The sequence below is a fragment of the Microcystis sp. 0824 genome (assembly GCF_003112475.1).
In the GTDB taxonomy this organism is placed as follows: domain Bacteria; phylum Cyanobacteriota; class Cyanobacteriia; order Cyanobacteriales; family Microcystaceae; genus Microcystis; species Microcystis aeruginosa_C.
In genome coordinates, this window is record NZ_BDSM01000023.1 from 35,373 (window position 1) to 61,517 (window position 26,145).

A 26,145-nucleotide genomic window follows, 5' to 3' on the forward strand; every position below is an offset into this window, starting at 1 on the left:
TGTGTCTTTATATCTATAGAGTAACTCTATCTTAAGGAGAAAAATCAGCAGTGAGTAAACGTACTTTAGAAGGAACCACGCGCAAACAGAAGCGCACTTCTGGATTTAGAGCGAGAATGCGTAGCGTCAACGGACGTAAAGTCATTAAAGCTCGTCGGAAAAGAGGGCGCTATCGTTTAAGTGTTTAGGTTATTCTGGGAACCGACTAATTTTCGTGGGACTACCCCAAATTCATCGCTTAAAACATCGACAGGATTTTCAAGCTGTCTATGGAACAGGGAAGCGTTATCACGGTTCCCACTTAACCTTAATTAGTTTAGAGGATTCTTGCCCAGATGCCCCCGGCCCCAGTCGTTTTGGTATCTCGATTAGCAAGAAAGTTAGTAAAAAAGCGGTGGTTCGTAATCGACTAAAAAGGCAAATACGAGCGGTAATTCGGCAGTTATTGCCAGAAATAGCGGCAGGATGGCGAGGGATAATCATTATCCGTCCCGAGGCGATCGAGTGCAATTATGAACATTTTTTGCGAGAATTAAAGCAGTTGTTAGTGAAGGCGAATATAATTCATGGGCATTAAAGAAGAAACTTTTTATGAAGGCGGTCCGCACATCGGCGACCTAATCATCAATATCCTGCTAGGATTTACGGTGATTTGTTTGCCTTTAACCGTTGGGGCAGTGGTACGGGCAATCTGGTTAAGATATAAGATAACCGATCGGCGGATTTCGATCACTGGGGGTTGGATGGGACGCGATCGCACAGATATTATCTATTCAGAAGTGGCAAAAGTGGCAAAAATGCCGAGAGGAATTGGTGTTTGGGGGGATATTGTCGTAACTCTCAAGGATAGAAGTCGTTTAGAAATGCGCGCGATGCCGAAATTCCGGGAAATTCATGACTATATTGCCGAAAGAGTCGCCGATAAAACCGGTCGTCCCCTAGAATCGATCATAAGTCAATAAAACAAAATAATCGATCGCCGAGATTCGATAAATTAGATTTGTTACAAGTGAACCCCCATTAAACGAGAAGGCATAGATTAAACCCATGGATTTTGGAGTCGGATTTATTTCCACAAATATCATGTTGCCAATCCTAGATTTTTTCTTTCGGATTGTGCATAGTTACGGTTTCGCCATCATTGCTTTAACGCTGGTGGTGAGATTTGCCGTCTTTCCCCTCAGTGCCGGCCAGATTCGCAATATGAGAAAAATGCGAATCACTCAACCCTTGATGAAGGAAAGACAGGCAGAAATTCAACAACGCTACAAAAATGACCCGCAAAAACAACAGGAGGAAATGGGCAAATTAATGCAGGAGTTGGGCAACCCCCTAGCCGGTTGTTTACCCCTGTTATTACAAATGCCGATTCTTTTGGCTTTATTTGCGACGCTGCGGGGTTCCCCCTTCTCGGATATTAACTACACCGTCGATTTACAGGTGTTGCCGAGCGAACAAATCGCCCTCGTGCAGCGCCAACCCTATGGCACCAAACCCCAAAACGTTTATATTGACGAGTCTCTCCACTATCCCATCACCGCTTTTTTACCCCAAGGCAATAAAATCGCCCCGGGAGAACAGCTAAAAATCGACCTGCAAAACGACCAGGGCAAGTCTTTGGGCCAATTAGCCACGGAAGCACCCGAAAATAACCTAAAACCCACCTACGAGGTGGTTAAAGGTCAAGAACTGGTGCAAGTTAATGAAGACGGTTCCATCGTCGCTTTAGCCCCCGGAGATGCCAGTATTAAAGTTATCGTCCCGGGGATTGCCGCTAATACGGGTTTTCTCTTTATTGAGGCCCTGGGAAGAATTGGGGCAACTGGTGCCAATGGTGAAATTCACTGGGATATTTTGGCGATGGTCATCGCTTTCGGCGTTAGTATCTATGTTAACCAAGAGTTATCCGGCGCCGGTGCGCCTTCGGGGGGAGCAGCCCAACAACAGCAAACGGTGAATAAAATCACCCCGATAATTTTTAGTATGATGTTCCTGTTTTTCCCCTTACCGGCGGGGGTATTGATGTATATCTTAACCGCGAACATCTTCCAAACTATTCAAACGGTGATTTTGATGCGGGAACCGTTACCAGAAAACCTGCAAAAATTGGTAGCGGAACAGGAAAAAACGGAAAAAACCCGCGATGCTCTCCCCTTTGAAAAACGTTCTAGCAAGAAAAAGGAAAAAACATCGTAATGAGTATATGGGAGCAAAATAGCGAGAAAGCTAAACAATGGCTGGAAAAACTGCTAAAGTTGATGGCCATGCCCACAGATGTCCAGATTGGTGTGCAGGAATTGGGAACTGGACCTTCCTCCTGTTGGTTAATTATTGATAGCAGTCAATTGAGTCCCCAACAAGTGGAACTTCTCCTCGCTAACAAGGGTGAGGGACTGGATGCGATTCAATCCCTAGCTAATACGATTCTAAATATTGGTGTCGATTCGGCAGAACATCAGTTCTATATTGTTGAAATCAACGGCTATCGTCAACAAAGACAGTCAGAACTCTTCGACTGGGTGAATCAAGCGGCGACGCAAGTGCGGCAAACAGGACAGGAAATAGAATTAAAAGCCCTATCTTCGGCGGAACGTCGCCAAATTCACGCCTTTTTTCAGGAAGAAAACGATTTAACCACAGAAAGTCGCGGCGTGGAACCCGATCGCCGGTTAGTAATTCGTTTAAAATAAAACCAAAGGGTGGGGTAAAACCTGCCCTCTTTTTTATTTTAGGCTTTAGCCTTCTTGCTCACTCTAAAATTGAGTTGAGAATTACCACGGCCGTGGAGATATAAAATTAGAAAATCCGACCACCTCGACGGTTGGGGGCTAAACCACGATTACTGGGTGTAAAGCAGTAGGCATCGCGATTGATTCGTCGAATATTCTCTTGTAAAAATCGATCACAATTGCCCTCTGGAACGATAATTGTTTGATAGAGGGATTTTCCCGATAGATTACGATAGTAGGGAATCCAAAGAATACCCAGATTTTGAAACCCATATTTGAAGTGTAGTTCTTCCCCGCGTTTCTTTGCTTCGTATTCGGTCTTCCAAGCTGACTCGGCAATTACTCGCAGACCTTCAAAATCGGCACTGTGCCAGTCAAGACGTGGAGCGGCGAAAACCTCACCGAAAAATGTACTCGAAAATGCCATGCACATCATCAATAAAGTGATTTCTTTTCTGATATTCACGAAAAATAGCCACTGTTTTGAGTAGGAATGAAGGCCAGTTATCATTTTAGTGGGCTTTACTATTGATAACTGAAATATTTTTTATTTTAACCTCAGTTCGAGATAAGCCGAAACCCTAATTTTACCTTAGCCAGTCAGTCCTATTCTTTCCTGAAAGTCATGGCACAATCTGCTTAACCCGAACTGACGTTATTTTAGCCAGATATCTCCTTTCTCTTCTGTCTTTTCGCCTGTTTTTGCTCTCAAAGCTCTGGCAGCCAAAATTTTGTCATCGATTGACGTTGTTAATAGTGGGATTAACTCCCTATTCAACTTTAAAAACACCCCACACCCACGCCAAACTTTTTGCCGCAAACCCTAGTTAATAACTTAACTTCAGAGCATTTACAGGTACATCATCCCAAGACTCTACGGTTCTTAAAACTGCTACCCACCCCGCTTGTTTTTGCTCGTCCGTAAGACTGGTTAACCAACTTTGATGACAATCTTTTGCTGCTTGTTCGTCTTGACAGGCAATACAAGCTTGTACTAAACCACAGGGATCAATCTGTTCATTTACCCAAATAATCATAGTTAATAGCCCTACTTAACTTTATTATTATAATCCATCGATCGCCCACAGAGAAACTTTTGATATTGATAACCTGTTACATAATTGGAGGATAACTCTGAGAGTTGACAGTCCGATCGATCTATTGAAGAATGGAAATTAATTAACCATAATTCAAAAGGGGCAGAAGATGACAGATTAAAATTTGGCTTTTGTCCTGAGTTAACTAAGATAAACTTAGGGTTTTTATCGGGAAATCTTTGGTTAAATTCCCAAGCAATTCCCATCATTTCTCCCACCTGCACCAAACTCCTATAGCTGGTGGCAATTACTAACGGATAACGGCTATTATTTTCGATAGTGGTAACTAATTTATCTGGCCGATAATACTTACGATAGCCTAAATTAAAAGTAACACTTAGGGAACTAAATAAAGCCATAATAATTACAATAATTACGATTTTTTGCTGCTGCCTTTGCCAACAATTATCTAATAAAATTGCTAGAATTAAAATTACCGAGGGAAAGTAAACAAAACTATATCTAGCTCCCCGGGTAATATCGACCGAAAGCAGATAAGTGATGACAAAGAAAATAGCAATTGAACTGAGAAAAAATGCCGAGAGAATGCCTAATTCTGGTTTATAGGAGTCTAGCCACGCTGTTTTTAATTGTGGGATAATCCAGAGAAAAAACCCGATCATTATTGCCCCAGAAGTCAAGATAATTATTAAAGATTCTGATTCAACGGGGAGCAGGGAAAGCATAGTAATTAATGTTCCCAGTAATTGAAAAAAGGGGCTAATTACGGCTAAAAAACTATCATTGTCTCTCTGAATCCAACCAGTCATCTGATTGCCATAATCTTTGGGTACAAACGTGATAAACCAAATAATAATAAAGCTCAAGTTACCTAAAAAAACTAAACTTAAACGCCACCAATTAGTTATCCAAAAGTTTTTTTGTTTGATTTGATTGAATAAAATCCATAATAAAGTTATCGCTTCCGCTAGGATAGTTAAACTAAAAAAATAGTGGACTAATAACCCTAGACAGTTGACAATTAACCAGAAAAAAACCAAAGTATGGGATATTCTCTTATAGTCGATAATTTTGATGCTTGCCTTAAGAAAACAGCCTAAAGATATGAGGGCAAATACAACCGCTAAAGTATAATGACGCGCTTCTTGGGAGATAAAAACCGCGTAGGGAGAAACCGCCATTAAAATCGCCGCCAGAAAAGCGATCGAGCCAGATTTAAAGACAAATTTACTGATAAAATAAATTAGAGGAATCGAAATAACTCCCCAAAACACTGCCAGCGATCGCATTCCTGCTAAAGATACATATTCTCCCCGATCAAAGAATAATTTATTCCAGAGATAGGCGAAAATAAAATACAAAGGTGGATGATTGTCCTCCTGAATAACTAATTTAATTACATCGGCAATAGTTGCCTGATGGTTACTCTGGAGAGGTGCTAATAAGGTGGCTAGGGAGATTATTTGATTTAACGGCACTATCTGGTAATTATTGCCAATACTAAAAACCATAGTGGCAAATTCATCCGTCCAGGGAGGTTTGCTCGTTAATTGTGTTAACCTAATAACCAGTCCCAAAATTATTACTAATCCTAACCAACAAAAATCAGACCAAGCTAACCGCTCCTTGCCTTTTTGTTGTAGATTAGAAATGACTGTAGATAAATTCAATTTAATTGTTATCTCCAAAAGATTCGATTATTTTAACTGCTTCCGATGGGGAAATATCTTGACGGCAATTAGGATAATCATACTCCTCCCGGGCAATTAATGCCCCACTGAGACGATAAAAATATTCTCCCATTTTCATCCAATCGGAATACAAATCGGGTTCAGGGAATTGTTGCCTTAATTCCGAGTCTTTGGGTGTACCATAATTAAGCCAGTATCCTTCTCCAAATAGTGGGGAATTGAGCGCTAGGGTTCCCTCTAATTCTAAACCATCATCGCCCCTGGCGTTTTCGATTCCTTCCACCAAAAAACAGCTATTCTCGGCATTTTCAAAAAGGATTGCGTATTCTTTCCTCTCTTCTGCGAGGATTTTAATCTCGCTGGCCCGAAATCCGGGAGGAATATAGTTAGGTAAAATAATCTTAGCATCTAGCGATCGCAGTTGTTGGCGTTGACTGGCGCTCAAAGTTACCGTTTCTGCTCTCAAATATTGCCCATTGTCAATAATAACAATAGATAATCCTAAAACTAAGGGCCAGAAAAATTTTATGGTCATAATCGCTGTTTTTAAGGTCATATTCTGGAGAATATGTCAGTTTTTAGGCAATTTACTGATTATTTAACCACATTAATGACGAATATTGCCCTTTTCCTGTTCCCGATCCCCTATCTACCGATTCTAATCGACAAAAAATCATAGCTTGTCTGTGGATTCCACTTTTTTCCACTTCTGTCACCCGGAATTATGGGACTGACATCACCCCAAACCCTCTCGTATTCTAAGGTTATCGACAGGAAAGAGAGGTAACAACCATGTTAGTCAGCCACCAAAATCCAACTTTTGTCCGTAACTACTTAATCGCAGTTATCTCCGTGGTGATGATGGGTGTGGGAGTTGCCGATCTCGTCAATAATCCCTCTCGAATCGCTCAACAAAACCGTCTTGATGGTTATGGTCGCTATGTTAGCGCTGGTTTGGTTAGTGGTGCGGTCAATAATATGCGTTAATTTGCCTCTGATTCTCAATCCTGTTGAAAAGGTGTGAGTAATTATGAATTATGAATTATGAATTATGAACTGGGGAGAATAAATAAAAATAATCTCCTGACTCCTGACTCCTGACTCCTGACTCCTGATAACTGATAACTGATAACTGATAACTGAAACTGCTTAAACCCAAGAATGGAGAGCGCGTAATTGGGGGGTTTTTTTAGCTTGGTGGGTCTGCATTCTCTGTAAAACATCATCGAGAATTGTCACCGCTTCGCGGATATATTTCCCCTTATTCAGCATGACACATTCAGCCCTTTCGGCCATAGCGGCATCGGTAATCTCGGCCCGGGAAGGAATACTTTTCTTAACCAGATTTTCCAGGACTTGGGTAGCCCAAATTACTGGAATATGGGCTGCTTCGCATAACCAGAGAATTTCCTCTTGAATTTCTGCTAGTCTTTGATAGCCAATTTCTACGGCCAAATCACCCCGGGCAATCATCACGCCAAAAGGTTGTTTACCGGCGGCATGGATGATTAATTCCGGTAGATTTTTCACGGCTAAAGGTGTTTCTATTTTGGCCACGATTGCTTTTTGTCGCCAAGCATCCCCCAAACGACTTTGTAACTCTAGCTGTAGTGTCTCGATATCGCTGGCTTTTTGTACAAAAGAGTAACCGATAATATCGGCATTTTCGGCAATAAAATCTAAATCTTGCCGGTCTTTTGCGGTCAAAGGATCGATATTTAAGACGGTATCGGGGAAATTTAGTCCTTTATCTGCTTTGAGTTTTTCCCCTTTCTCCCTGGCGTGGGTAATTTTTAGTAAAAGACCTTCCGGCATTATGGCAATAACTTCAGCCCCGATATGACCATCATCAATCCAAACTTTCGCCCCGACGGGAATTTGGGGAATAATTTCCGGTTGGGAACAATTAGCCTGAAAATACTGAGGATGGGCAGTATAGGGCGGTTGGGTGGTTAAGAGGAGAAAATCCCCTTGATATAGTCTGGTTTGGGACTGGGGGGCTAAAATCTGCTCTAAACGGATTTTTGGGCCGGCTAAGTCCATATAAACCTTACAGGTATGTCCATTGACTAAATTTTCGGGATTTTTGACCGCCTCGCGCAGATTTTCGATCATTCCCTGCCACTCTTTCGGGCTATCATGGGCGCAATTAATGCGAATACAGTCCATCCCGCAACGCAGTAATTGAGCGATAAAATCGGGGTCGGTTGCCGCTTCCGTCGGCATTGTCACCATAATTCGCACCCGACGCCGGGGGGAAGGCAGACCGAAAACTTCGGCGCTATGGGAGGCTAAAAGTTTATCTCCTTGGAAAAATGCCTCTAAAGGGGGATGTTTTGGCAATAATGAGGCTTCTTGATGACAAACCGCCCCTAAAGTGGCAATTACCGCATCGAGGGTCGGTAAAACTTTCGATTCAATCCGGCCGAGGGAAGATAATCCCCAGGGCATTAAAGCTAATTGTAAATCCCGGATATCTTCTTGTCTAAGGGCGAGATAATAGGCTAAATTACGGGTGCTAGGTTGAAAATTATCCTTTTCAATCAGGTTTTTCCACTGCTGCAATTTCTCCTCGCCTTCTACTGTCACAAAATGCCGTAACCTTTGCAGATGATGGAGGAGAGTTTGGGGGTAGGATAATTGTTCTCGTTTGAGTTGTTCTGAGAGAGTTAAAGACATAAAATTGCGTAAAAAGTAAAAATCGTCAATTACTAAGGCAATACTCGCCTAGAAAATGATCACTTTTGCGGCTTATATTGCTTCTGGCCGGTTATGGGGTCAGTTCTCAGGTATAATCTCTCTGTTTCTATACTAAGCAAATATCCCGTCTCTAGAAGTTAATTTTTGCTGCGATTTATGGGGTTTATCTTCATGGTGAGGTGGGAAGTTTTGGTTTTCGGGGTTCGCTGGTCGGTGGTCGCTACTAGAAAAGCTAGGTTTATCGGTGAAAAACTATCGATAAGCTTCCCTGTTTTAGGCCATAAACTTAAAAATAATGGCGGACATTGGTTGAATCAATTATCTTTTTTGAGCTATATTAAAGGTGACTAAAGTGATTAGTAACTACAGTATTAAGTTTTATGAAGGGAGGGAATGCTCCAGAATCGCGACTATAATGATTAAACAGATCATTCCTGTGTCGGCGAGAGCGAGAAAATATGTCTGCCACTGAATACGAAGCAATTATCGGTTTAGAAACCCACTGTCAACTCAACACCAAAAGCAAGATATTTTGTCCCTGTCCCACCAACTTCGATAGTCCCCCCAATACTAACGTCTGTCCCGTCTGTTTGGGTTATCCGGGGGTATTACCCGTCCTTAACCAAGAGGTCCTAGCCAGTGCCGTTAAACTGGGATTAGCTATCGATGGTAAAATTACACCTCATAGCAAATTCGATCGCAAACAGTATTTTTATCCCGACCTGCCGAAAAATTATCAAATTTCCCAGTATGATCTCCCTATTGTCGAACAGGGTCAACTAGAAATCGAGATCGTCGATAAAAAAACTAAGGAAGTTAGCCGCAAAATTATCGGCATTACCCGTCTGCACATGGAAGAAGACGCGGGAAAACTGGTTCATGCTGGCAGCGAACGTCTCTCCGGTTCCACCCATTCCCTCGTGGATTTTAATCGTACAGGTGTACCATTATTGGAAATTGTCTCGGAACCGGATTTACGCACTGGGGCCGAAGCGGCGGAATATGCCCAAGAATTAAGGCGTTTAGTGCGTTATCTCGGCATCAGTGACGGTAATATGCAGGAAGGTTCCCTGCGCTGCGATGTCAATATTTCCGTTCGCAAAAAAGGCACTGAAAAGTTCGGGACTAAGGTAGAAATTAAAAATATGAACTCCTTTAGTGCTATCCAAAAAGCCATAGAATACGAGATCGATCGACAAATTGAAGCGATCGAAAATGGGGAATTGATCGTACAGGAAACCCGTCTTTGGGAAGAAGCTACTCAACGGACGATTAGTATGCGGAAAAAAGAAGGTTCTAGCGATTATCGCTATTTTCCCGAACCGGATTTACCCCCCCTAGAAGTCTCCCCCGAACAGTTAAAAGCTTGGGCGGAAGAATTACCGGAATTACCCGCTCGTAAACGTCGTCGTTATGAAGAAGAATTTGGTCTTTCCCCCTACGATGCCAGGGTTTTAACCGATGATCGCACCGTGGCCGAATATTTTGAAACTGCGGTAATTGCGGGGGCAAATGCGAAATTAGTCGCTAACTGGATCAGTCAAGATATCGCCGCTTATTTGAATAATAATAAGCTGACGATCACAGAAATTGCCCTGCAAGCGTCAGACTTGGCTGAATTAGTTAAACTGATTGAAACGGGAACAATTAGTGGCAAAATTGCTAAGGAAATTTTACCAGAACTTCTCACCCAGGGCGGTTCACCGAAAGCGCTGGTGGAAAAGAAAGGATTAATACAAATTTCTGACACTTCTGCCATCGAAAAACTGATCGAGGAAATTATCGCCGCCCATCCAAGCGAGTTAGAAAAATTCCGTGCTGGTAAAACCAATCTTAAGGGATTTTTTGTCGGTCAAGTCATGAAAAAAAGCGGCGGTAAAGCCGATCCTAAATTAACTAGCCAAATCTTAGATCAAAAACTTTCTGGTTAGTTATATTCAGTGATCAGTAATCAGTAGAAATTATGAATTATGAATTATGAATTATGAATTATGAATTATGAATTAGGTTCTTCGTTACTTGCTATGGTTCGATAGGGGGGCATAAATCGACTCAATCCTTATCTGGCAAGAGATTTAATTGATTAGTTCGCTCTAGAGCGAAAACAGTTGACAAAAATAGCAGCAATGTCTGTCTCTATAAGGGTTTCATTTCTTATAATCCCGTCCATTGCATAACAAAAACCGAAGAGCCATGAATTATGAATTGGGGAGGGGGGAGAATAAATAAAAACACTCTCCCGAATACTGTCTCCTGTCTCCTGTCTCCTGTCTCCTGAGAGCTAAAATAACTGATAACTGAAAATGCCAAATTCCCCAACAACCTCGCAATTAAAGCCTAATAGCCCAAAAATTCTCGCTGTTGTCAACGGTAAAGGTGGTGTGGGTAAAACCACCACTGCGGTCAATTTAGCGGCAATTTGGGGGCAGAATCAGCGTGTTTTGCTGGTGGATGCGGATCCGCAGGGTTCCTCCACTTGGTGGGTAGAAAGAAATCAAGCGGGTATGGTATTTGATTTAGCCAAACAAATTAATACAGAGAAATTAGGAGAATTGCGTCAAATTATCGAGTATGATCTGATCGTGATTGACACACCACCAGCTTTGCGTTCCGAATTACTTACCGCAGTAATAGCAGAATCAGATTATTTAATTTTACCGACTCCTCCCGCACCGATGGATTTAATGGCTTTAATTGACACGGTACGCACGGCAGTTAAACCCTTAGGAATTGCCTATCGGGTTTTGTTAACGAAAGTGGATTCCCGTAGTCTTAAGGAAACTTTAGAAGCACAAAATACTCTATTAGAATTAGGTATTCCCGCCTGTCATGCTTTTGTCAGAAATTATAAGGCTCACGAAAAAGCCGTTTTAGACGGGGTAGCTATTACCAATTGGCGCGGTAAAAATGCCCAAGAAGCCAGCGCCGATTATCGTCGTGTAGCCGAAGAATTAGAACGGGATTGGTAGATTTATGAACAGGTTTTCTAAGGACAATATTTTTGCAGTAAAGAAATGACTAAATCTAGACCATCGGGCTGAACTTGAACAGTATAGGCTTCCGCTTCAATTTGTCTGCTAAAACCCTCGTAATTCATAAAAAATCTTCTGGTCATTGCCGGGGGTTCTATGCCTAAATTAAGAGCTTTAACTGTTTTGCCTCCATGACAAAGTTGAGCGGCATGGACAGCTTCATGAATTAATGTTGGTCGGGCAATACCTAAGTCAAAAACTAGGGGATGAATCCAAATAATTCTAGTTTTACTATCAAATAAACCGTAGGCTCCTCGCACTGGTGGCGGGGCAATTTTGACGATAAAATTGTGTTTTTCTAAAGTTTTTTGCAGCAGTGAAAAATCAGGATTCGCCGCCGATAAATTTTCTCCTGCAGCTAATTGCATCCCTAGAAAAACAGCAGCAATTGTGTAATAAATGCCCATCGGGTGATAGTTCCTATTAAAGAAAAATCCAAATTAGCAAGAGGTTATTCATTGATGAATCGAACCATCGGGGAGAATTGTTCCCGTTAAAATTGCCCTGGTTAATTTCACCATAATACGCTTACCAAAGCCAATTTTTGCCCCGCGTAAATCCGCCGCCGACAGATCCGCCCCACTTAAATCCGCCCCGATGAGATTGGCTTCCTGTAAATTTGCGCCTTTAAGGTTCGCTTCGAGGAGATTGGCGCGAAAAAGATTAGCTTTATACAGATTAGCTTTTTCTAGGTTAACTTTGTGCAGGAAGCTATCGCTTAAGTCGGCATGGCTTAAATCTGCTCCGATGAGACTGCGACTAGAGAGATCTTTTTCTTTCAGGTTAGCCCCCTGTAAATCGGCTCCGTTTAAATCCCGATAGTGAGGGCGCCCAGTGCCATGATTGTGGACCTGATGGTTATTCTGGGAGTGGCTGTGTTGACTATGGGTTTGTTGACTATGGGTTTGTTGACTATGGGTTTGTTGACTATGGGTTTTATGACTGTGGGTTTGTGAATTTTGGCCGGGTTGGCTAGGGTGAGGCTGATAGGGGGAGGCAGTTTTATGAGCGTGGGCGGGCTGTTTTTCAGTTTTAGGGGGGGAATTGGAGCGTTTAGGAGAATTTTGATGAATTTGCCGCAATTGTTCCCTAGCATGGTTAATTTCTTGCAGTTTAGCGGTGGCTTTTTCCAAAAGACGCTGATTATCTTTGGGAATGCGATCGGGATGCCAAATAAACACCAAATCCTTGTAGGCTTGATTGATCTCATCGAGAGATGCCCCATGATCTAACCCTAAAACTTTATAGTATCGCTCCAATTCTTTCATCATCGAAGTCCTAATACAAGGATAAAAGCATTAATGGCTACAATTTCTCTGAGTCTTGTCGGATTTTCTAGGAGAGGATTTCTTTTAGGATAATTTGACTCTGGGAGAGTTGCCATAAAATTTGAGAAAATGTCTGGTAATTAAGAAAATCTCGTTTTTCTATCCTGTTTTGTGGTGTAACTGTATAGCACATAACAGCAAAATTAGCAAATTTTTGATACAAAACTTAATTTATGCTGTTGGGAATGATGAATTATGAATGATGAAGTGGGAAGTGGGGAGTGAGGAGAAAAAAGCTGCCGACCGCCTCCTGCCTCCTGACTGCTGTATGATAAAACTTGTCCCGATAGGATAAATCAAGGTTGTGAAATTTGGTCAGTGGTTGGGGTTTATCTGTTTAATAATGGCTCTGTATGTATTGTGGCAGATTCGACAGCTGTTATTATTGATTTTTATGGCGATCGTGTTTACCGTAGCCTTAAATAGATGTGTGAAAGGATTGCAGAGATTAGGTATTAAAAGGGGGTTGGCTATTTTAATCACCCTGCTGACGAGTCTAGCAATTGTGATTTTATTTTTTATAATTATTGTTCCCCCCTTTATCGAACAGTTTCAAAAATTAATTGAACTTTTACCGCAAGCTTGGGATTTAGTCCGTAATAACTCGATTCAATGGCGACAACAATTCCAATTTGATTGGTTGCCATCGCTGCCTAATTTAAGTGATTTAGTCCAGCAGTTACAACCTTTAGGAACCTTTGTTTTTAGTAACTTTTTTACTTTCTTTTCTAACTCAGTTACGGCCATTTTGCAATTATTATTCGTGCTGGTGTTAGCAATGATGATGTTAGTCAACCCCCAACCCTATCGACAAGCTTTCTTAAAATTATTTCCTAACTTCTATCGTCGTCGTGCTGAGGAAATTCTTACCCTATCGGAAGCGGGTTTGGGTAATTGGTTGTTGGGAATTGCCATTAGTTCAACTATGGTAGGATTATTAAGTGGTTTCGGTCTTTTGCTTCTACAAATTAATCTAGTTCTCGTTCATGCTATCCTAGCAGGATTGCTCAATTTTATCCCTAATATCGGACCGACTGCTAGTGTGATTTTTCCGATCCTTATTGCTGTTATCGATGCGCCTTGGAAAATTGTCGCTATTCTGATTCTCTATTTTATTATCCAAAATGTCGAAAGTTATTTGCTGACACCAACTGTCATGGCTAAACAGGTATCTTTACTACCGGCAATTACCCTAATCGCTCAAATTTTCTTCGCTCAAATGTTTGGCATCTTAGGTTTATTGTTGGCTTTACCTTTGACAGTGGTAGTAAAAACATGGTTAGATGAATTATTATTCAAAGACATTTTAGATCAATGGGATCACGGCCATAACAAATCTTAAATAATCTCGGCAAAAGTCATGAAATTAATCATTATTACTCTCGTTATTTTATCTAATGTTTTTGCTGCTCTCCCAGCTAAGTCTGAAACGGTTCTAGAAAAAATTAAACGCACGGGATTATTAGAAGTAGCGATGAGAGAAGATGCCATTCCGTTTGGCTATCGAGATAGTAATAATAATTTGCAGGGATTATGCTTAGATTTTATCCAATTGCTCAGAGAGGAACTAAGGTATAAATTAAACCTCCAGATCATCAGTGTCAAAATTTATAAATCAACTTTATTTAATCGCTTCCAGTTATTGGAAAATAAAACCGTTGATTTCGAGTGTGGTCCTAATAGTATCAGAAAAAATATACCTAATGGTGTCAGTTTTTCTCGTCCTTTTTTTGTCACCGGAACTCAGTTTTTAGTTCGGAGTGATAATCAGAAAAATTTTAACTTTTCCTCGTCCTTAGAAGGTATAAGTATTGGAGTTTTGCGAGATACCAGCACTCAAGAATTATTAAGACAAAAATATCCTCTTGCTACCTATCAGGAATTTCAAGGAGTGACGGGAAGACTGCGGGGTATCCAAAGTTTAAGAAGGAATAGAATAGATGCTTTTGCTAGTGATGGTATTCTGCTAATTGGAGAAGCTGTCATTCTCGGTTTATCCTTAGAAAAAGATTATCAACTTATCCCGCGCAATCCTTTAAATTGTGATTATTATGGTTTTATTCTTCCCGCTAATGATCCCCAATGGCAAGAGTTTATTAATGGGGTTATCGTCACCAGTGAGAACAGAAATATTTTTAAAACATGGTTTAATGAAGTTGCTTCCTATTTTATACATACCTGGCAGTATTGTCGTAATAATCCCGAAAAATCCCAGTAAAACTTAACGGTTATGCACAAAAAAAATGATTTATTTTGGTTAATTGGTTGCGCGACAATAACCCTGTTTATTTGCAGTGCTATCAGACATATTTTATTTCAATCTAATGCTCTCGATCTTGGTTGGTTCGATCAAGGAGTTTACCTAATTTCTCAAGGTAAACCACCGATTATATCTTTTGTTGATTACCATATTTTAGGCGATCACATCGCTTTTATTCTCTATCCTATAGCCTTACTTTATAAAATTTATCCGAGCGTTTATTGGCTGCTTTTCTTACAAGCTTTTTCCCTTTCCCTTGCCGCTTTTCCCCTCTGGCAATTGGCAATAGAAGCCGGATTAAAAGAAAAACAAGCTTATACATTAGCCTTAGTTTATCTGCTCTATCCCCTAATTTTTAATGTTAATCTCTTTGATTTTCATCCTGAAGTGATCGCAGTGCCAGCGATTTTTTGGACAATTTTGGCAGCAAGATTAAATAATCTCTGGGGATTTTGTCTAGGAATCATTATTATTCTCGGTTGTAAAGCAATTCTCTCTTTAACATTGTTGGGAATGGGTATCTGGTTACTTCTCTGGGAAAAGAAAAAAATCCCCGGAATAATTGCTATGATTAGCGGCATTCTTTGGTTTATTATCACCACGAAGTTATTAATTCCTCTCCTGACAGGAAAATCAGCAGTTATTGAAATGGCTGATTCTCGATATAGTTATCTAGGAGATAGTTTACCAGCAATTATCTTTAATCTTTTCCTCAAACCCGATCTTGTCTTGGGAAAAATCTTTACTGGCAATAATCTAGGGCGTTGCATAATAGAGATATGAATGGAGGAAATCAAAATGCAATGCCCTGAATGTAAATCTACCCATATCCGTAAAAATGGCATCAATAAACAAGGTAAACAAAATCATATTTGTGTAACCTGTGGCCGTCAATTTATTAATAACTATGAAAAACAGAAAGGCTATGACGAAAAAACGAAGCGAGAATGCCTAACTGCCTATGTTAATGGGATGGGATTTAGAGGAATAGAAAGGCTAAAGGGAGTTCATCATACGACCGTAATTAATTGGGTAAAATCTGTGGGAGAATTATTGCCAGTCGCCTATGACCCAGAAACAATTCCTGAAGTAGGGGAACTGGATGAATTGGAAACCTTTGTTGGCTCAAAAAAAACAAAATCTGGGTGTGGACAGCCGTTGACCACTTTAAAAAAGGAATTTTAGGTTGGGTAATCGGAGACCATAGTAGCGAAACGTTTCGCCCATTATGGGAATTAGTTAAGTCTTGGGGATGCTATTTTTATGTGAGTGATGGATGGTCAGTTTATCCATGTTTTATAGCAGAGGGCGACCATATAATTAGTAAGACTTATATGACCAGAGTAGAGGGTGAGAACACACGTTTAAGACATTATCTAGCCCGATTGCATCGCCAAACACTCTGCTATTCTAAGTCTACAGAAATGTTAGGATACTCTATTCGTTTATTAATTCATTATCTGAAGTTTCAAGAAGTGCCTATTCCTTACTGATTCATAGCTTAATTCAGCAACGCCTAATCTAGAATACCTAATCCTATTAATTATTCCCTTAGTTTGGGGTTTATCCTGGCGCTATTCTGCCCCAATAATTGCCGCTATTCCCGCACTCGCTTTAAATTTATTGGCAGATCATGCCCCACAAAAAAACTTAACTACTCAATATTCCCTGCCAATTTTACCCTTTTTATTTCTAGTGGTTATCGCCACTTTAGCCCATAATAGTAACTGGTTGAAGCAGCCTAAATGGATAATTACTTGGGCAATTATTGCCTTTTTTGCCTTAGCTAAATACGGCTATTTTTGGTCACTGTATTTAAATTCCCTCGATACTTGGTCCGCCACCCAAAAAGCTCTCACCCAAATTACCACCAGTGAGAGTGTCTTGACTACTTCTAGAATTGCCCCCCATCTTACCCAGCGAGAAATGATCAAACTAGCGATCGAAGGTTCCCAATCCCTAGATTTAAATCAATTTAATTATATCCTACTCGATCGCCGTCATCCCGGTTGGTCTAGTTCACCAGAACTAATTGATGATCACTTAAATAAACTGAATCAAAATGAGAACTTCCGGTTAATCTTTAATCAGGATGATGTGTTTTTATATCGGGCCTTGACAACCCCTCAAGAAACAACATAATTTTTCGTTCCACCGATTTCAATAAATTTTCTTTATCGATGGGAAACCAGACAATATCAGTATCGGCACGAAACCAAGTGCGCTGACGTTTAGCAAATTGACGGGTGTGGAGGATAATTAGATTGTTCGCCTGTTCTAAAGAAATTTCCCCGAGGAGATATTGCTTAATCTCTGCATAACCCAAAGTCTGCAAAAGTGGCAAATCCCAACCGTATTTATCCCCCAAATTCTGCACCTCTGCTACTAATCCTTTTGCAATCATTTGATCAGTACGAACAGTGATCCGCTTGTCTAAACTTTCTGGGGAACAATCTAAACCAATTTGTAAAATCGGATAAGTGGGAGGATTTTCTCCCTGCTGACTAGAAATAGGTTTTCCTGTCAGATAAAAAACCTCTAAAGCGCGTAAAGTCCTGACCTGATCATGGGGATGAATTTTTTTAGCAGCCTCCTCATCTACCTGCATCAGAATTTGATAAAGATAGGATTGTCCTAAAGCTTGTAATTGCCGTCTTAAATCCGCTTGAGGAGAAACCCTCGGTATTTTTAAACCTTTGACAATGGACTTGATATAAAGTCCCGTACCACCAACCAAAAACAGAGGAGAATACTGGAGATTGCTGATTAAATCCTCAGCTTGTTCTTGGTACTGTGCTAGGGTAAAATTATCTTGAGGCTCACAAATATCAATTAGATAATGGGGAATCCGCTGACATTCTTCTAAGCTAGGTTTAGCGGTACCAATATTAAATTCTCGATAGATTTGTCGGGAATCGGCACTGAGAATTACTGAATTAAACTTTTCGGCCAATTGTAGGGCTAAACTGGATTTTCCCGTGGCAGTTGCCCCACAAATAACAATTAAAATAGGTAAAGAGGAAGTAGTCATCGATGCTACATGACAGTGAACAGTAATCAGTGAAAAGACAGGACTGTTAAGCTAAGACGCATTTAAACTGGGTATTGTTAAGCTGATTAACAGGGGTGCATCCCACATTAATTATCAGTGACTCTTAAATTATTACAGATATATCAGCAGCTATCTGTAAGCATCCCACCGAAAAACTAATGCGCTTCGGGGTTTGGGTAGGGTTGATTCATGAATCAACCCTACCTTGAATCAACTTTAGGAGAAAGTTTCCGCTTAAAAATCCCAAATTACATGAGTAGAAAACGGGTTTCTCCGAGAAACCCGTTTTCTCTGTGTGGGATTGACAAAAATTGAGATGCACCCGATTAACAGCTATTAAGTTTGTCATTAATTTTCGTTTAACAAAAAAACAGCACCCATAAGGATGCTGTTTGTCAAGAAAATGTTACAAAACTTAAGCTAAAGCCGCCATTTTCACATCGTTATTAGCGAGGATATTTTGTAACTCCTCCGCGTCCACGGTTTCTTTTTCCACTAACATTTGCGCTAACTGGTCCAAGATGGCGCGGTTATTGACTAAAACCTCTTTAGCGCGACGATAGGCCTGTTCCACTAAGTTACGCACCTCCTCGTCAATAGCTGCCGCAGTTTCATCGGAGAAATCTCGATCAGAAGCGATATCACGACCTAGGAAAACATTACCACTTTGACGACCTAAAGCCACGGGACCCAAGCGATCGCTCATGCCGAAACGAGTTACCATTTGCCGCGCTACTCGTGCCACCTGTTGCAGGTCATTAGAAGCACCCGTAGTCACTTCTTCCTCACCGAAGATAATTTCTTCCGCTAAACGACCCCCCAAAGCTACAGCCATCTGATTTTGCAGATAAGCGCGAGAATATAACCCGGATTCCATGCGATCCTCGCTGGGAGTGAACCAAGTTAAACCCCCAGCGCGACCGCGAGGAATAATACTAATTTTTTGGACGGGATCATAATCTGGCATTAAAGCACCCACCAAAGCGTGACCAGCTTCATGGTAAGCAACTAAAGTTTTGCGTTTTTCACTCATGACGCGATTTTTCTTCTCAGGACCTGCTAGGACACGATCAATCGCATCGTTGATCTCATCCATGGAAATCTCGGTTAAATTGCGACGTGCCGCTAAAATTGCGGCTTCGTTGAGCAAGTTAGCCAGATCCGCACCGGTAAAACCGGGGGTACGACGGGCGATTTTATCGAGATCCACGTCTTGGGCCAAGGTTTTGCCTCTAGAGTGGACATTAAGGATTTCCTTACGGCCAGCGTAATCGGGACGATCTACCACCACTTGGCGATCAAAACGACCCGGACGTAATAAAGCGGCATCCAGCACATCGGGGCGGTTAGTGGCGGCGATAATGATAATACCTGTATTACCTTCAAAACCGTCCATTTCCGTTAATAATTGGTTGAGGGTTTGTTCCCTTTCATCGTTACCACCCCCTAAACCGGCGCCCCGTTGACGACCGACAGCATCAATCTCATCGATAAAGACGATACAAGGTGCATTCGCTTTCGCTTGTTCAAATAGGTCGCGGACGCGAGAAGCACCCACCCCGACGAACATTTCCACGAATTCCGAACCGGAAATGCTAAAAAACGGGACTCCCGCTTCGCCGGCTACCGCGCGAGCGAGTAGGGTTTTACCTGTCCCCGGAGGACCGACTAAAAGGACTCCTTTGGGGATTTTTGCCCCAATTGCCGTGAAGCGATCGGCATTTTTGAGGAAGTCCACCACTTCGTTTAATTCTAATTTTGCCCCTTCAATCCCAGCCACATCACCGAAAGTAACCTGGGTTTGGGGTTCCATCTGTACTCTTGCTTTCGATTTGCCGAAGTTCATCGCTTGGGAACCGGGACCACTTTGGGCGCGACGGAGCAAGAAAAATAGACCAACAAGAAGCAATATAGGGAAAAATAGGCTACTGAAGGCTCTTACCCATACTCCTTCTTCTCTTTGGGGCAGTACGGAAATATCAACGTTATTTTCTGCCAAGATGTTGATTAATTGCGGATCGTTGGGCAGGTTGACCAATACATTTGTACCGTCTTGGGTGGGTACGATCGCCCGTTGCCGGTCGGCACTTAAGCGCACGGTTTCTACTTTACCTTCCCGCACTTCCTGTAAAAATTCACTATACTTCCAAGTCTGTTGCACTGCTGGCTGGCGATCGAAGAAAGCTGAGGCCAAGGCAAGGACTACGATTAACAATAGGGCATATAGTCCCGCATTGCGCCATTTTTTGTTATTACCGTTTTTGTTCACGCTGTCGAACTCCTGATAAATTGAGGATGATCTTATCGGTTGTTAAGGGGTTGTTAATTTATGTTAACGTTTCTCAGGAACACTGGACAGGTTTTTTTTTAATATGCCCGTTCTGGTCCTCAATGGGGGTTAGCTGTTGGGGGTTGGCAGTGGGGGAGCGGGGAGCGGGGGAGAAAAAAGCTGATAACTGATAACAAGGACTGTATCTACAACCTAATTTGTTCAGCTAAAAGCTTTCATGTACTTAGTTTCTAGCCTTCTTTTTCGGGGGGAGAATTGCCAGATTCTTGACTGGGAGCCTTTTGACCCCCCCAAAATTGATTATACAAGGGAGCTAATCAATGATAAAGTCTTGAAGCCTTTGTCAAACCTGAGCTTATTTTTTAGAGAAATTAAGTATCTAAGCACAATTAATTACACATCTAAGCCACTACTCTGTCAGACTTCTGATGATGTGAGCAAACAGAGAACTGAAAACTCAAATCCGATCCCTAATAGCTGTATCCCGTCTCCCGTCTCGGAGTCTCGACTAGGAAATTAATTTTGCACGACTACTTACTGCATTTTTAACATCCATTCTACCGCCCGTTCATAGAGTTCTAAATTACCGTTTTTTATCAAAGCATTAGCGGCTTTTTGCAAATAGTTAAGGCTCGCTACTCGACCACTAGGATTTTTATCATCGTAGGTGGCAAGAGCCAAGTTATAATAAGCTTCGCCATAATTAGGTCGATAAGTAATTGCTAATTGATAATCAGCGATCGCTTCCTTCTTATCGCCCATTTTTTCCTTAACTAAACCTCGATTATAGTAAGCTTCAGCGTAGTTAGACTGGAGAGCAATAGCGATATTTAAATCCTCCAAAGCACCAGCATTATCTCCCAAATCAAAGCGAATAACTCCCCGGTTATTATAGGCGATCGGATTATTGGAATTCAATCTAATTGCCCTATCTAAATCCTCTAAAGCACCCTCTTTATCCCCAGTTTGTCGTCGAATAATACCACGATTATTATAGGCGATCGGATTGGCCGATATTCTCGGTGTTACTTGTACATTATCGGGAATAGTAGCGGTATCAGTGCGTGCATTTCCCCGATTGCTATACGCTGTCACATCGATAGGATTAATGCTCAAAGATTGCAGATAATCTGTAATCGCTCCTTGGTCATCTCCCACGTCAGCGCTACTATTACCACGACTATAGAAAATTCTCCCATCACGGACTTTTTCTAGGAATACATTATAATCCTCGATCGCTCCCTGTTTATCCCCTTTTTCAAAACGCGCATTGGCCCGTTTATGATACCCTTCTGGATCGTTAGGATGGGCAACTATATAAGTAGTATAATCTCTTTCGGCCGCGGCAAAATTTTTCAAGGCAAAATAAGCATCTCCCCGCGCTTGAGCATGACAAGAGACGTTATAATTAGGACGAAAATCGGGTTCTCTGGAGTCATAAAAATAATTTCTGTCGGCAGATTCTCGGATATTTTCGCTACAGACAGAGCGAGAAGTAAAACTAGGTGTATTGATCCGATCATCTTGGTCTAAGGCAATATTATAATTATCTACTGCCTCCTGATAACGACCCAATTTATACAGCACTAATCCCCGATGATAGTGAGCGGCTGCATCATGACGATTTCGTGCAACTGCCGCAGTAAAATCCTCTAAAGCTCCTGCGTATTCTTGATATTTATTGGCCCGCATTAACCCCCGATATACATAAGCTTTTGCGTCTTGGGGTTGCAGATAAATTGCTTGGTTATAATCTTGAATTGCCCCTTGATTATTGTTGAGTCTTAGGTGAGCATAACCCCGTTTAAGAAATGCTCTAGCATGGGGAATTTTATCGTAGTTGGGATTAATACGGATGACAAGTGCTAAGTCTTTGATGGCTCCATTATAATACTCGATCGCTCTTTGATATCCTTGCAGGGAATTATTGGATAAATTGGCTAATTCTACTTCCTCATCAGCCATTTCAATTTGTACTCTGGCACGGTTTTGATAACTGCTAGGAGCATTCTTGGCTAAAAATAAGTTAGGTGAGCATTTTAAAACGATTTTGTAATCCTTAAAAGCTTCTCTTTTGTCGCCTATTTTTTCTAAAGCTATGGCCCGATTATAATAGCCTTCAATTAGATCGGGTTGGTATGAAATAGCCAGATTATAATCTTTGATAGCCGCCGCATAATTGCCTAAGTGAGAGTAAAGGTTTCCTCGATGATAATAGCCGCGATAATTCTCAGTTTCATAACCGATGAAACGCTGGTAATAATCTAAAGCTAAGGATTGATGATCTAGCAAAGAGGCAATAATTGCTAGGTTAAAGTAAACTTCACTTTTATTGGGATTATATTTAAAGGCTTGCTGAAAATCTGAGCGAGCAGCTTCTAATAATTTTAGCTGACGCTGCTCCTTTGCCATGGCTAACTTTAACACACCTCTTTGATAATAGGCTTGGGCTAGTAACTGTCGATCTTTGAAGGCGGGTGCATTATAATTACTATACCAAATGTATTGACTGAAATCATCGATCGCACCGTTTCGATCGTTGATTTTTTCTCGCGCCATTCCCCGTTGAAAATAAAGTTTAATCGTACTAGGATCGCTAGGATAGACTCGCAGAGTGTCCGAATAATTAGCAATTTCTCTTTGGAGAGCATTAGTATCAACTTCTTCCCTAGAAATGACGGGACATTGTAGGTTTTCTACTGCTTTAACCGAATTAACTTCTAAACCAAATAATCCCCAAAACAACAGGGGAGACAATAAACATATTTTTCTAAAAAGCTTGACATTTAAACTATTTTGTGCTAGGGGATTGGGGATGGCTTGATCTGTCGGGGTTTTAGGGATTAAGGATTGTTGTGACATGATGATTAAAAAAATTTGCAGTAAACTCAAATCTGAATTGCATCACTATCCGATCGTATTTGATAAAATACCTCAAAGGGGCTTGCATAGTCAAGACATTTTCGGGGACGATTGTTAATTGACTCCACGACTTTTTCGACTTCCTGCCGTTGGCTATCCTAGACTGGTTATAGCAAATTAGTAGTTTTAATGATCTTAAAAACTTAGATAGTATAGAATCGGACAAAGCAAAAATATTTTTTATTAAAATTGCTTTTTAAAATCTGATAAGTTTTACTTGGCAAAGCTTGAGGCGATTATTTTGTCCCAATATATCATCGCTCTAGAAGAGCCAGATTTTTGTGGCATGATCATAAAAAATTGACAGTAAATATATGGCGTTTCTCACAAACATGAAGTATAATATAACTTGATGTTGACGATCAAAGACCAGCGACGAAGATAACTGCTATATTTTCGGCAATTGTCAGTAATTACCATTAAAACCCCCTTTGATCTGGTTAGTTTTGAGACTCTTTGGTCACAAACAGCCAAACTAACTCGATAAAATAAAAATTAATGGCAGTAAGGAGAGAAAAGTTATGGCTGAGTCAAAAAACTGGGATTTTCAGAGATTTTGGCAAACTCTCGACTATTTTGATAGTATTCCCCTCTGGAGTTGTCTGCAAAAGCTGCTCGGTTTCGGGGAAGATAAAAAAATTCAGCTAACAAATGAGCAAGGCATGAAGACTATTTTAGTCATTGGTGGTGAAAACGCGATCGGTAGAAAGGTAATCGCTCAACTACAGCAGCAAAACTATCAAATTCGCGCTTTAGTCGATAATATTGATGATGCTCGTCAATTATTCGGCGAAAATGTCGATTTATTCGCTCTGGAAACCCCGCAATTATTCACGGGGATTGATGAGATTATCTACTGTCAAGGGGAGAATAACCGCCATAGTTTAGCTAATTTACTCGATTTACTGAAAAATGCTGGTATAACCGCCGAAAAAACCCTCTTTGACTTTAGCAATCCCAGCAGTGATATAAAAGAAATCTGGGGTGCGGTGGATGATGTGGTAATGGGAGGAGTGAGCGAGAGTCAGATAACCCTAACTGGAGGACGCGCTCTCTTTTCTGGTATCGTTAGAACTGAAAATAACGGCGGTTTTGCCTCAGTTCGTACCAGAAACCTGAATCCTCCCTTAAATTTATCTAACTACGAGGGAATAGAATTACAGGTACAAGGGGACGGAAAACGCTATAAATTAATTCTGCGCTGTGAAGGACGTTGGGATGGTATCGGTTACTGTTATTCTTTTGATACATTTGATCGCACCCTGCAAACGATTTCTATTCCTTTTGGCGATTTAATCCCGGTGGTGCGGGCCAAAACGATGAGAGATGTAGTACCCTTTGATAGCAGTAGCGTCTATGCTTTGCAGTTAATGCAGAGTAAATTCGAGTACGATGGGGCCTTAAATCCCCGTTTCTCCCCGGGATTATTTGCTTTAGAAATTGTCACAATTAAAGCCTACGGTGGCAAAAACCGCTTAATTATCGTTAAAGAAGGAGAAATCGCCGAAAAAAGCCTCTTAGATGCCAGTGGTTATCCCTACGAAGTGATCGATTCTGCCCAGATTTTCGCTAAACTTAATTAATTTAAATAAGCTTGGATCTCAAGTTAAACTACAGAACATAGGGTTAAGATCATGACTATCGGGAGCATAATTAAGGAGGTATGTTCATGAGTGAACAGAATCCCTACGAACAACTTGGGGTTACTGAAGAATCCTCTTTTGAAGAAATTCAAGAGGCCAAACAAAGACTGGTGCAACAGTATCAGAATGATAGCAAAATTGTCGAATTGATCGAGGCGGCCTACGATTCCGTCCTCATGGATCGACTGCGGATGCGACAGGAAGGTAGGATTAAAGTACCCGATCGCATTCGTTTTCCTGAACGTCTGGCAATTCCGGTGGAAAGTAAACCGGTTACTAGCAGCAAATCTCCTAACTGGTGGCAAAGCTTAATCGACACACCTTCTGCACAGGATATCGGCGTACCAGCAGTAATTTACGCTTGTTTAGGAGCAATAACCCTGTTAGTTCCCGATCCTAGCGGCTCCCTCTTACCGCTGCTCTTAGCTTTTGGCGTTTTCGTTAATATCTATTTTTTCAACCGCAAAGAAAAACGTTTTGGCCGCGCCTTACTATTCACTCTCGCTGGTTTAGTGCTAGGAGTCGCTCTGGGAGCGGGATTAGCCAGTTTAGCGGCCAAGGCTGATTTGAATATTCTCGGTGATCGCCAAATTTATGCGCTCATCACTTTTCTAATCTTTTGGGTGATTAGTAGTTTTTTCCGTTAACCAATCGCTCGCAGGGAGCCTAAGATCACGTCCAATGCTTCGCCAAGGTTATTGACGATATAATCAGGCTCGTAGCTCTCCAAACGGGAACGGCTGCGAATCCCCGATAATACGCCAATAACCTTAATATTTTGGCTCTTAGCTGCGGCAATATCCGCTTCCGTATCCCCCACCATCCAAGTGTCGGCAGCCGCCGGCAGTTCCTTAGCGGCCTTAGCCATAAGCAGGGTTTTGTCGCGCACGTCGTTGGTTTTGGTGTAATTGTTATTTAGACAATAACGACGATTAGCGGCGAAAAAACGACCGATATCGTGGCGATTAAAGGCATGATCTAGCTCGGATACCCGCCGCATCGTCATCACGACTAAATCGATCTTTAAATCTTGGATTTTCTGGAGAGTTTCCAAAGAACCAACCACCGGGCGATCGTGGACAAGATAGGGTAAAGTATGAACAGTTTGACGACGAAGATGAGCAAATTTACGCGCCTGATCTTCATCTAATCCTGACATTTCCCCGATACGCTTCTCAGAAACCTGATCCCGTTTTAACTGCCAGAATTCCGCTTTCGATAATTCCCCGATAATTTGACCTTTATAGGCGGTTTTCTGTAAACAGTATTGATAAACTTGGTAATATCGCTCCGATACGTCCATTATCGGGCCGTCAAAGTCGCTAATTAGTCTCAACATCGTTCTAATACTTCTCGCTTTATTAATTTTTATATACAAGTTACCCTAGAGTCTTGACAATGACAAGGGTTTTGTCGGGAAAAAGATTAGGGACTAGGGAA

At 41.3% G+C, this 26,145-nt stretch carries 24 protein-coding genes and 3 pseudogenes; 15 read left to right on the forward strand and 12 right to left on the reverse strand.

Annotated features, from left to right (window positions below):
- Nucleotides 1-50 precede the first annotated feature (50 nt).
- The 5 genes from rpmH (at nt 51) to N0824_RS08810 (ending at nt 2,690) form a co-directional block, all read left to right on the forward strand.
- Nucleotides 51-188, forward strand: a complete 138-nt coding sequence (gene rpmH / locus N0824_RS08790; RefSeq protein WP_002739276.1) for a 50S ribosomal protein L34 — start codon at nt 51-53, stop codon at nt 186-188.
- Nucleotides 189-214: 26 nt separating this feature from the next.
- Nucleotides 215-577: a ribonuclease P protein component gene (gene rnpA / locus N0824_RS08795; RefSeq protein ID WP_108936477.1), complete on the forward strand. Its 363-nt coding sequence runs from the start codon at nt 215-217 to the stop codon at nt 575-577.
- Nucleotides 567-962, forward strand: coding sequence for a PH domain-containing protein (locus N0824_RS08800; RefSeq protein ID WP_002784373.1), 396 nt, complete (start codon nt 567-569; stop codon nt 960-962). The genes rnpA and N0824_RS08800 overlap by 11 nt, the downstream gene beginning before the upstream one ends.
- A gap of 85 nt (nt 963-1,047) precedes the next feature.
- On the forward strand, nt 1,048-2,196 hold the full coding sequence (gene yidC, locus N0824_RS08805; protein WP_108936478.1) for a membrane protein insertase YidC: 1,149 nt from the start codon (nt 1,048-1,050) through the stop codon (nt 2,194-2,196).
- Nucleotides 2,196-2,690, forward strand: a complete 495-nt coding sequence (locus N0824_RS08810) for a R3H domain-containing nucleic acid-binding protein (RefSeq protein ID WP_108936479.1) — start codon at nt 2,196-2,198, stop codon at nt 2,688-2,690. Before yidC ends, N0824_RS08810 begins: the two co-directional genes overlap by 1 nt.
- A 106-nt stretch (nt 2,691-2,796) precedes the next feature.
- Here N0824_RS08810 and N0824_RS08815 read toward each other — a convergent pair whose 3' ends face one another.
- The 4 genes from N0824_RS08815 to N0824_RS08830 all read right to left on the reverse strand — a co-directional run bounded on the left by N0824_RS08815 (nt 2,797) and on the right by N0824_RS08830 (nt 6,034).
- The gene (locus N0824_RS08815) at nt 2,797-3,195 is read right to left on the reverse strand and encodes a hypothetical protein (RefSeq protein ID WP_108936480.1); all 399 of its coding nucleotides are present in this window, start codon (nt 3,193-3,195) and stop codon (nt 2,797-2,799) included.
- A 361-nt stretch (nt 3,196-3,556) separates the two neighbouring features.
- Complete coding sequence (locus N0824_RS08820; protein WP_002739214.1) at nt 3,557-3,766, reverse strand: hypothetical protein; 210 nt, start codon at nt 3,764-3,766, stop codon at nt 3,557-3,559.
- An 11-nt stretch (nt 3,767-3,777) separates the two neighbouring features.
- Nucleotides 3,778-5,457: a glycosyltransferase family 39 protein gene (locus N0824_RS08825; protein ID WP_108936481.1), complete on the reverse strand. Its 1,680-nt coding sequence runs from the start codon at nt 5,455-5,457 to the stop codon at nt 3,778-3,780.
- Nucleotide 5,458: 1 nt separating this feature from the next.
- Nucleotides 5,459-6,034 carry a hypothetical protein gene (locus N0824_RS08830; protein WP_108936482.1) on the reverse strand — a complete coding sequence of 192 codons (576 nt, stop codon included), beginning with the start codon at nt 6,032-6,034 and terminating at the stop codon, nt 5,459-5,461.
- Nucleotides 6,035-6,270: 236 nt separating this feature from the next.
- On the opposite strand from N0824_RS08830, the gene N0824_RS08835 reads away from it, so the two are divergent.
- Nucleotides 6,271-6,465 carry a hypothetical protein gene (locus tag N0824_RS08835; protein WP_002738625.1) on the forward strand — a complete coding sequence of 65 codons (195 nt, stop codon included), beginning with the start codon at nt 6,271-6,273 and terminating at the stop codon, nt 6,463-6,465.
- A 162-nt stretch (nt 6,466-6,627) separates the two neighbouring features.
- Here the strand turns inward: N0824_RS08835 and N0824_RS08840 are convergent, their stop codons facing one another.
- Nucleotides 6,628-8,157, reverse strand: a complete 1,530-nt coding sequence (locus N0824_RS08840; protein ID WP_108936483.1) for a pyruvate kinase — start codon at nt 8,155-8,157, stop codon at nt 6,628-6,630.
- 479 nt (nt 8,158-8,636) lie between these two features.
- On the opposite strand from N0824_RS08840, the gene gatB reads away from it, so the two are divergent.
- Both gatB and N0824_RS08850 read left to right on the forward strand, forming a co-directional pair.
- Nucleotides 8,637-10,109, forward strand: coding sequence for an Asp-tRNA(Asn)/Glu-tRNA(Gln) amidotransferase subunit GatB (gatB, locus tag N0824_RS08845; RefSeq protein ID WP_108936484.1), 1,473 nt, complete (start codon nt 8,637-8,639; stop codon nt 10,107-10,109).
- 372 nt (nt 10,110-10,481) lie between these two features.
- Complete coding sequence (locus N0824_RS08850; protein ID WP_002739071.1) at nt 10,482-11,147, forward strand: ParA family protein; 666 nt, start codon at nt 10,482-10,484, stop codon at nt 11,145-11,147.
- Between the two features lie 17 nt (nt 11,148-11,164).
- On the opposite strand, the gene N0824_RS08855 is transcribed toward N0824_RS08850, so the two are convergent.
- Together N0824_RS08855 and N0824_RS08860 are read right to left on the reverse strand one after the other, a co-directional pair.
- Nucleotides 11,165-11,617: a hypothetical protein gene (locus N0824_RS08855; RefSeq protein ID WP_108936485.1), complete on the reverse strand. Its 453-nt coding sequence runs from the start codon at nt 11,615-11,617 to the stop codon at nt 11,165-11,167.
- A 48-nt stretch (nt 11,618-11,665) separates the two neighbouring features.
- A complete protein-coding gene (locus N0824_RS08860) occupies nt 11,666-12,478 on the reverse strand; it encodes a pentapeptide repeat-containing protein (protein ID WP_066029677.1) in 813 nt (270 codons plus the stop codon).
- Nucleotides 12,479-12,842: 364 nt separating this feature from the next.
- Between N0824_RS08860 and N0824_RS08865 the strand changes: the two genes are divergently transcribed.
- From N0824_RS08865 to N0824_RS08885, 5 genes and pseudogenes are all read left to right on the forward strand, one after another.
- Nucleotides 12,843-13,880, forward strand: coding sequence for an AI-2E family transporter (locus N0824_RS08865; RefSeq protein ID WP_108936486.1), 1,038 nt, complete (start codon nt 12,843-12,845; stop codon nt 13,878-13,880).
- 18 nt (nt 13,881-13,898) lie between these two features.
- The gene (locus N0824_RS08870) at nt 13,899-14,756 is read left to right on the forward strand and encodes an amino acid ABC transporter substrate-binding protein (RefSeq protein ID WP_108936487.1); all 858 of its coding nucleotides are present in this window, start codon (nt 13,899-13,901) and stop codon (nt 14,754-14,756) included.
- Between the two features lie 12 nt (nt 14,757-14,768).
- A pseudogene (locus tag N0824_RS08875) lies at nt 14,769-15,572 on the forward strand (DUF2079 domain-containing protein); the annotation flags it as partial.
- A 24-nt stretch (nt 15,573-15,596) separates the two neighbouring features.
- A protein-coding gene (locus N0824_RS08880; RefSeq protein ID WP_108936533.1) for an IS1 family transposase occupies nt 15,597-16,291 on the forward strand; the annotation gives its coding sequence in 2 pieces (ribosomal slippage) (nt 15,597-15,939 and nt 15,939-16,291; 696 coding nt in all).
- A gap of 25 nt (nt 16,292-16,316) precedes the next feature.
- Nucleotides 16,317-16,940, forward strand: a pseudogene (locus tag N0824_RS08885) (DUF2079 domain-containing protein); the annotation flags it as partial.
- Here the strand turns inward: N0824_RS08885 and miaA are convergent.
- The 4 genes and pseudogenes from miaA to N0824_RS08905 all read right to left on the reverse strand — a co-directional run.
- Complete coding sequence (gene miaA / locus N0824_RS08890) at nt 16,882-17,829, reverse strand: tRNA (adenosine(37)-N6)-dimethylallyltransferase MiaA (RefSeq protein WP_108936488.1); 948 nt, start codon at nt 17,827-17,829, stop codon at nt 16,882-16,884. The pseudogene N0824_RS08885 and the gene miaA sit on opposite strands and share 59 nt — an antisense overlap.
- A 436-nt stretch (nt 17,830-18,265) precedes the next feature.
- Nucleotides 18,266-20,119 (reverse strand): ATP-dependent zinc metalloprotease FtsH3, encoded by a 1,854-nt coding sequence (gene ftsH3 / locus N0824_RS08895; RefSeq protein WP_108936489.1) that lies wholly within the window; start codon nt 20,117-20,119, stop codon nt 18,266-18,268.
- A 555-nt stretch (nt 20,120-20,674) separates the two neighbouring features.
- Nucleotides 20,675-23,002: a tetratricopeptide repeat protein gene (locus tag N0824_RS08900; RefSeq protein WP_108936534.1), complete on the reverse strand. Its 2,328-nt coding sequence runs from the start codon at nt 23,000-23,002 to the stop codon at nt 20,675-20,677.
- Nucleotides 23,003-23,028: 26 nt separating this feature from the next.
- A pseudogene (locus tag N0824_RS08905) lies at nt 23,029-23,148 on the reverse strand (IS30 family transposase); the annotation flags it as partial.
- Between the two features lie 435 nt (nt 23,149-23,583).
- On the opposite strand from N0824_RS08905, the gene N0824_RS08910 reads away from it, so the two are divergent.
- Both N0824_RS08910 and N0824_RS08915 read left to right on the forward strand, forming a co-directional pair.
- On the forward strand, nt 23,584-24,645 hold the full coding sequence (locus tag N0824_RS08910; protein ID WP_108936490.1) for a CIA30 family protein: 1,062 nt from the start codon (nt 23,584-23,586) through the stop codon (nt 24,643-24,645).
- 86 nt (nt 24,646-24,731) lie between these two features.
- Nucleotides 24,732-25,352 (forward strand): CPP1-like family protein, encoded by a 621-nt coding sequence (locus N0824_RS08915; RefSeq protein ID WP_108936491.1) that lies wholly within the window; start codon nt 24,732-24,734, stop codon nt 25,350-25,352.
- Here N0824_RS08915 and N0824_RS08920 read toward each other — a convergent pair.
- On the reverse strand, nt 25,349-26,044 hold the full coding sequence (locus N0824_RS08920; protein WP_108936492.1) for an HAD family hydrolase: 696 nt from the start codon (nt 26,042-26,044) through the stop codon (nt 25,349-25,351). The genes N0824_RS08915 and N0824_RS08920 overlap by 4 nt on opposite strands.
- Between the last annotated feature and the right edge of the window lie 101 nt (nt 26,045-26,145).